Here is a 6,285-nt window from a genome sequence, read left to right as displayed (position 1 = left end):
AGCATCAGCTAGCAGTAAAGAACAGGCAGATGTAAATAAGTTGGAAGGTGTTAGCCTAACTGCCCTTTATTATTCCATTACCGGACGAAAAGAAGAACAAATGGAAAAAGAAAGAAGAGAGGCACATGCTGCAGCAGCAAAGCATAATAAAGTTTGTGCTCAGCTGAGAGCTGTCAATCAGGATATACAAAGATACACGGATGAGCTTATGGAGCTGTCCTCTTGTGAAAGTGAATACGAACACTTATTAAATGAAAAAGCGGAATACATAAAGAAAACGGATTTGATAAACGGTCCTGAAATTCTTCGTCTTGAAGAACATATGCGAATTTTAAAAGCACAAAACAATGAAATTAATGAAGCCTATTCAATTGGTGAATGTATAATAAATCAGATACAAGATATTATGGAATCTTTGGATCGTGCCGAAGGATGGGGCACATGGGATTTGTTTGGCGGAGGACTGATTTCTAATATGGCGAAGCATTCAAATCTCGATAATGCGGAGCAACAAATACAGCAATTACAAGATCTTTTAGGAAGGTATAAAACAGAGCTTGCTGATGTGAAAATTCACGCAGAAATGCAGGCAAAGATCGAAGGTTTTTTATATTTTGCCGACTTCTTTTTTGATGGACTGTTTGCAGATTGGGCGGTTCTTGACCGCATTCAAAAAAGTCGAAATCAGGTAGAGGATACACATAACCAAGTGAAACAGATTCAGAGTCAATTAAACACGATAAGAAGAGAGATACAAAATAAAATACAGCAAACGCAGGCAGATTTGAATCAAATAGTATTAAATCATTAATTGGGATATATTTTGTATACTATTTACAATTGAAAAAGTTATAAACTACTCAAATATAAAATAGAATGCTAAAGCAGAAAATGGGGTGCATATGAAAAGAATTGCCATTATTTCGGACACACATGGATTACTACGCGACGAAGTTAAAGAAGAATTGGAAGCGTCTGATATTGTCATTCATGCCGGAGATATCAATACCGATTCGATTGTCCAAGAGCTGAAAGGCTATGGCGAATTATATATTGTACGAGGAAATAATGATAAGGACTGGGCAGAGTATTTGCCCAAACTGCTTGCGGTTACAATTGAAGGAGTTCAGTTTTTAATTGTCCATAATAAAAAGGATATTCCCGAGAATCTTACGGATATTGATGTGGTTATATATGGGCACTCACATAAGTATGATGAAAAAGTAAGAGATGGGATACTATTATTAAATCCGGGAAGCTGTGGTAAACGCCGATTTGATTTAGAAATTAGCATGTGTCGTATGTACATTGATCAAGATTCCTATACGTATGAAAAGATAATATTACCACAAAAACAAACACGTTAGAATTTTCATCTTTATGGACGAAAAATAGGGAAGGGGAGAAAGAAGGAATGTATGAATTCCTTCTTTTTATATTACTTTGTAGCAATATATTTTTTTGAACATATTATAAATTGAATAAATAGAAAGGAGGGTTACAATGCAAGAGTACATCATACAACCCAATGATACTTTATTTTACATTGCAAAACAATTTGGAATACCTTTAGTACAATTGATTAATGCAAATCCCGAATTAGCAAACCCAAATTTAATCTATATTGGGCAAATCATACAGATTCCTGATTTATTTAGAATTCCGGAACAATTTGATGTATTAGAGTCTAATGCCGTAGATATCATTGATGATATATATCTAGGAGATTGGGCAGAGGCGATGAGTAAGGTAGAAGTTATCAAGAGAGCAATGAATGAGTCAATGCCATATCTTCAGGAGGCTTATGTTCCGAATCAAATCATTTCTTCTATGAATTCTGCTATTCGCAATTTAGAGCAAAATGTAATGCGCAAAAAGACTTACCCGGCAATCTCTCAAGCAAATCAAGTTACGAGATTTCTTGCAGATATGCTTGACTACTTTGAAATAATTATACCACCTGATATAAAGAGATTGTCTTATCTAGGCAGACAAATGATCATTAACATTGAAAGTAATGATTGGAATGAAGCGAATAATAATTATATGACAGCAAAAAGGTATTGGGATAGATTAAAACCTGAACTTGATGAAAAATATAATGATGATATTGTTGAATTTGATATGCTGTTAAATGATTTAGGGGAATCAATCAAGAATAGAAACTACGAAATGACCATTGAAAACATCATCGCAATGTTAGACGGTGTTAAAATGATAGAAAAAGATTTTGAAGAACAAAGAAAGAGTGAAATGACCGTAGATTGAAAAAATAGTAACTCAAATAAAAAACAAAATACAACTACTTAAGTAATTGAAACGATAACTGGGTAATGCTTTTTACATTGCCCAGTTATTTTTATATGACATAGGGAAATATCGTTTCGATTGAATGATGTAGATGGTATTATTTTACGATAGTGTATTCTTGTAGGGTGGGGGAGGTTTATGTTGAAAATATTAGAATGCTGTTATAAAATTGAAATGATTTCTATTATGGAAGATACGGATGTATAGAAAGACAGCATTCCATTTATAAATACAAGAAGGGAAGAGATTATGAAAAATAGGACATTTCATTTATTATTATTGTTGAACTTACTGGGAGTTTTCATATGGTCAGTGATTGAACCCAAAGACATGTTCACTTGGTTTTTAGAAACGCTTCCGGCGATACTAGGTGTCGGTATCGTAATGATTCTTTATCCCAAATTTAAATTTTCAAATTTAGTGTATGTTTTGATTTGGATACATTGCATCATATTAATTGTAGGAGCGCATTATACATATGCAGAAATGCCGCTGTTTGATTGGATCCAAGATTATTTTGAATTAAGTCGTAATTATTATGATCGAGTCGGTCATTTTGCACAGGGATTTATACCGGCTATGATTGTTCGAGAAATATTGATTCGAAATGAAGTGATTAAGAACGAAAAATGGTTGGTTTTAATCGTAATTTTTATTTGCTTGGGGATTAGTGCTGCTTATGAGTTAACGGAATTTACGGCCGGTCATCTGAAAGGAGAATCTGCTGAAGTATTCTTAGGTACTCAGGGAGATGGTTGGGATACACATTATGATATGTTATGTGCTTTATGCGGTGCAATTATTTCTTTATTATCACTTTCAAAATTACATGATCAATCTTTAAAGAAATTAAACTAACAGGATATAGTTAAACAAAGCAAATTTATTAATAGGGATATTTTGATTCACAAATACAAATAATAATTAAAAAAATTATAAGGAGTTGAATCATTATGAAAAATTTAAAATGTATGTGTGAAGAATGTCATTACAATGAAAATCATGAATGTTGTGCAGAGAATGTCGAAGTTACGTCAAATGGAGATAATATGGTAAATACAGCAGCAGGAACTTGCTGTAACACTTTCAAACCTAGAGATTATAACTATAAAGGTTAAGGTTCATTAAAAAATAAATAAGTACAAGTAATTACCTAAGTTTAGGTTTTTATTTGTACTTATTTTTTTATAGATTTTATAAAAAAGTTTATTCAACCATAATTGTGCCATAATTTCATTGTATAGTAAGGCCATAAACAAAAAAGATTTAAAAAAGAAAGAATAGTATTTACTTATAAATGAAGAAAGGAAGTAATAACAATGATGATTTTAATTTGGTTACTGATCGGATTTGGCATTTACTATTTAGTAAAAGACAATAATAATGAAGAAAGAAAAAACAACAGCAAAGCTGATGCCGTAGAAATATTAAAATTAAGATATGTTAATGGAGAAATTGATCAGCAAACATATTTGAGAACGCTAGAAGTTCTTAAGGATTAAGAGAGGTGATTACAATGATGTATGGATATAATGGAATTGGAAGATGTTTCGGAGCAGCAAGTGGTTTTATGTATGGTGGATTGGGTATGACTATCATGTTAGGACTTATTGCACTTACTATAATAGGTATCTTTTTTCTAGCTAAGAAAAAAAGACGCCACCATTCCGATAATGCAGCTTTAGAAGCATTAAAAATGAAATTGGCTATGGGTGAAATTTCAGAAGAAGAATATAATAAAAGAAAAATGATATTGGATTAAATTTATGAAAGGGTGAGGTGAATTAATGAAATATCAGATTTTAGTTGTTGAAGATCAATCTGAAATAAGAGATATTATTTCAAAATATCTTAAAAAAGAAGGCTATGGATATTATTTGGCCAAAGATGGATTTGAAGCATTAAATTTCTTTAACAATAATATAGTTCATCTCGTGCTGTTAGATATTATGATGCCAGGAATTGACGGATTCGAAGTTTTAAAAGAGATACGAAAGATCTCTGAGGTACCGGTTATTATGATAACGGCAAAGCAAGAAGAAGTAGACCGAGTGAAAGGGTTTACAATTGGAGTAGATGACTACGTAATAAAGCCATTCAGTGTAAAAGAGCTAATGTTAAGAATTAAGACACTGTTGAAAAGAGTTTATCATGAGTCGGATGAAATTATATATCAATGCAAAGACTTGAGTCTGCATACGAAAAGTATGCGATTATATAAAAAGAATGATGAAATCCAAATTACAGCAGCAGAGTATAATCTGCTGCTTGTCATGTTCAAAAATCAAGGGCAAGTCCTGACTAGGGAGCAGTTAATTGAATTAGCATATGGAAATGAATATGAAGGGTATGATCGAAATGTGGACAGCTATATTAAGAGAATTAGACAAAAAATTGAAGATAATCCGAGAAACCCTCAGATTCTAGTTACAAAGTATGGTGTAGGCTACACTTTCGGAGGTAATCACGCATGACAATTAGAAGACAGTGGATGCTGGTATTAATTTTGTCTGCAATAATTTGTGTGATTATAAACTCTTTCATTCTAGGATTGTTGATTAATAATTACTTTATTGACAATTCTAAAAATAATTATAATAAACATTATGAGCAAATAGTTGAATTTACGAGAAAAGCTCTTTTAGAGAATTTCACGCAGCAACAGTTAAGTACACAACTAGAAACACACATTGTAGACCCAATTGTAAGGATAAAATTGTATGATGTAAATGGCTATTTATTGGCAGATGTAAGTAATGAAATAACTATGATGGGCAATCATATGATGAACAGGATGATGCGAACCCCTATGGAGGAAGTTGATTCCGAAGATATCTCTGATTCCGGAGTTTTATTAGGCAAATTAGATATTGTCAGATATAGCTCCTTAGCGAATTCGATGCAAACTCGGATGTTTACAGTTGCCTTAGTAAGAAACAGCATATTATCTTTTTGCATTGTAGTAATATTAATGCTTATTATCGGATTTGCCATTAGCAGAAAAATGAGTAGAGATTTAATGAATGTGACTGAAATGGCAACGAACATTGACTTAGGCCAAGATGTAACTATAGAAAAATCAAAAGTTCAAGAAATCCGTATTATTCAACAGAGCCTTGAAGCTTTGCAATCAAAACTGAAACTGAAACAGGTAAGCAGGAAACGGCTACTGGATGAACTGGTTCATCAGACTAGAACACCGCTGACGATATTGAAAACCAACTTGGAAGGATTTGAGGATGGTGTACTCGACATGTCGAGCAAAGAAATAGAAACCTGTAAAGCCCAGATTGACAACATAACTTCGATTATTGTAAATATGAGCGCTATGATTGATGCAGAAAAGAACCTTGAATCCATTCAACTTGAAGATGTTGAAATGAATCAGCTTCTGAAATTAATTATCGGCTCATTAAAGGTACAATTCAGTAAAAAGCAAATTGATTTATCCTTGCAAAGTAATAAGAAGATCGTTGTTAAAAGTGATAAATATAAATTAAGTCAATGTATTTATAACATTCTAACCAATGCCTATAAGTTTACTGAACCAAATGGAAAAGTATTGGTTTCTTACGAATTAATAGAAGAAGAACTAAAGATCGTGATTGAAGATACGGGTATCGGTATTCGTTCGGAAGATATGAAGAACTTATTTAATGCATATTTTAGAGGAATCAATGTTTCAAACATTTCTGGGGAGGGGATTGGCTTATATGTAGTAAAAGAAAATCTCTCTATGCTTAATGGTGAAATTCATGTTGAGTCCGAGTTAAATAAGGGAAGCCGTTTTATAATCACGCTACCTTGTGATGGGCCACCATTAGAAAACTCTAAGGATTTACCAAATTCTAAGTACTAATGTAGATATTTAGAATGTAAGATTAACTTGATAAACATAATTAGGGAGAAATACATGGAGAAATATATAATGAAGTGTTAAAAATGGTAATAAGCTCAGATATTAAAAATCTTCTT

Annotated in this window: 9 protein-coding genes; all 9 read left to right on the top strand. The window is 32.4% G+C overall.

Going from position 1 to position 6,285, the window contains the following annotated elements; all coding sequences use genetic code 11:
• The coding region (locus I2490_RS02035; RefSeq protein WP_206458118.1) for a hypothetical protein at positions 1 to 811 on the top strand (811 nt) is incomplete at its 5' end.
• 91 nt (positions 812 to 902) lie between these two features.
• Positions 903 to 1,367 carry a metallophosphoesterase family protein gene (locus I2490_RS02030; RefSeq protein WP_206458117.1) on the top strand — a complete coding sequence of 155 codons (465 nt, stop codon included), beginning with the start codon at positions 903 to 905 and terminating at the stop codon, positions 1,365 to 1,367.
• 136 nt (positions 1,368 to 1,503) lie between these two features.
• Positions 1,504 to 2,268: a LysM peptidoglycan-binding domain-containing protein gene (locus I2490_RS02025; protein ID WP_206458116.1), complete on the top strand. Its 765-nt coding sequence runs from the start codon at positions 1,504 to 1,506 to the stop codon at positions 2,266 to 2,268.
• A 291-nt stretch (positions 2,269 to 2,559) separates the two neighbouring features.
• Positions 2,560 to 3,168, top strand: coding sequence for a DUF2238 domain-containing protein (locus tag I2490_RS02020; protein ID WP_206458115.1), 609 nt, complete (start codon positions 2,560 to 2,562; stop codon positions 3,166 to 3,168).
• Positions 3,169 to 3,263: 95 nt separating this feature from the next.
• Positions 3,264 to 3,428, top strand: coding sequence for a DUF1540 domain-containing protein (locus I2490_RS02015; protein ID WP_206458114.1), 165 nt, complete (start codon positions 3,264 to 3,266; stop codon positions 3,426 to 3,428).
• A gap of 201 nt (positions 3,429 to 3,629) precedes the next feature.
• Positions 3,630 to 3,812 (top strand): SHOCT domain-containing protein, encoded by a 183-nt coding sequence (locus I2490_RS02010; protein WP_206458113.1) that lies wholly within the window; start codon positions 3,630 to 3,632, stop codon positions 3,810 to 3,812.
• A gap of 14 nt (positions 3,813 to 3,826) precedes the next feature.
• The gene (locus tag I2490_RS02005) at positions 3,827 to 4,072 is read left to right on the top strand and encodes an SHOCT domain-containing protein (RefSeq protein WP_206458112.1); all 246 of its coding nucleotides are present in this window, start codon (positions 3,827 to 3,829) and stop codon (positions 4,070 to 4,072) included.
• A 25-nt stretch (positions 4,073 to 4,097) separates the two neighbouring features.
• Positions 4,098 to 4,784: a response regulator transcription factor gene (locus tag I2490_RS02000; protein ID WP_206458111.1), complete on the top strand. Its 687-nt coding sequence runs from the start codon at positions 4,098 to 4,100 to the stop codon at positions 4,782 to 4,784.
• Positions 4,781 to 6,169 (top strand): sensor histidine kinase, encoded by a 1,389-nt coding sequence (locus I2490_RS01995; protein WP_206458110.1) that lies wholly within the window; start codon positions 4,781 to 4,783, stop codon positions 6,167 to 6,169. The genes I2490_RS02000 and I2490_RS01995 overlap by 4 nt, the downstream gene beginning before the upstream one ends.
• The last annotated feature ends 116 nt before the right edge of the window (positions 6,170 to 6,285 follow it).

The organism is Anaerovorax sp. IOR16 (genome assembly GCF_017168145.1).
GTDB lineage: Bacteria > Bacillota > Clostridia > Peptostreptococcales > Anaerovoracaceae > IOR16.
Note: the sequence above shows the minus strand (reverse complement) of the source record. Positions and strands in the feature narration are given on the sequence as shown.